Annotated in this window: 1 protein-coding gene; it reads right to left on the bottom strand. The window is 33.4% G+C overall.

What is annotated here, in order from left to right; translation table 11 throughout:
- Window positions 1-9: 9 nt before the first annotated feature.
- Window positions 10-162: a DUF5993 family protein gene (locus ACFIKE_RS11355; RefSeq protein ID WP_273790835.1), complete on the bottom strand. Its 153-nt coding sequence runs from the start codon at window positions 160-162 to the stop codon at window positions 10-12.
- Window positions 163-1006 lie beyond the last annotated feature (844 nt).

Below are 1006 nucleotides of genomic sequence, written 5' to 3'. Positions count from 1 at the left end.
GCTATTCTCTCAAAAAGATAAATTTAAAGTAGAAGTTGCGTGATGATTGAAAGTGAGAAGAATGACAACGAATAAAATTGCCCACAAAGCATAACTTATATTTTTTTTACCACACATAGTCGTTACTGCAGTACCTAAAGCGATTAAAAATGGAAGAAACATAGCTTTTAAATCTCCTTTACATCCGGTGTTTAACTCTTAATTTACTTCAGCATTCACCATATTACAAAATTGGGCAAAAAAGAGACCATGGATTTATTATTCACAATTCGTCATTCACTTTGATATTGCCATTATATTTAAGTGAAAAAACAAAGAACTCTATAATCGCTCAGAAACACATCTCAACAAAAGCACAAAAGCGTTGATTATTTGCTTCCCTTTATATCAGCCATTATTAAAGATATATCGACAATTATAAAGATCATATCCCCCCCTCAATTAAAAAAAATCACTTGAACAACAAAATAAATAGGCTTTGAAATTGAGAGCTATACATCTCTTTTTCTCAAAAGAATATCCTTATTTTGCAACGTATTTCTGACATAAAAATCTCTTTTTCTCATAAGCAATGTTTCAAATTGCAACATATTCTATAATATATGGTGATCGTGTTTATTTTGGCAAATAAAAATGAGATATTTTTAAAAAAACTTACAATCAATGGCTTTCCCCCAATATATTTTTTCCTCTTATCTTAAATAAACAACAATCTCGCAAGCTTAACAGCCTCATGGGTCCAACACCACCCCTTAACACCTCTCCCTCAAAATTCATCCCCCCTCAAAAGAAGTACTTCATAACCTTCAATACTCTGATTTTTCAACTCTCGAAATTCCTGTTAAAGCCCCTCCTAAACAAAATGCCGTGGATGACTACATCCACGGGCGCTAGCCGATTCATAAATAGCATTCCGTATAATGACTGCACGCAGATGTGGAGTGATATTCGTAGTATCTGACCAGTCTCCACCAGCCAACAATGCATACATATCTTTTTTAAACTG

It is taken from the genome of Bartonella sp. MU70NMGDW (assembly GCF_042194085.1).
Taxonomy (GTDB): domain Bacteria; phylum Pseudomonadota; class Alphaproteobacteria; order Rhizobiales; family Rhizobiaceae; genus Bartonella; species Bartonella grahamii.
This window is presented reverse-complemented; position numbering and strand designations above follow the sequence as displayed.

What these genes read in the sequence shown, in the direction of transcription:
- ACFIKE_RS11355 (WP_273790835.1), bottom strand. Translation starts at nt 162, where the DNA reads ATGTTTCTTCCATTTTTAATCGCTTTAGGTACTGCAGTAACGACTATG.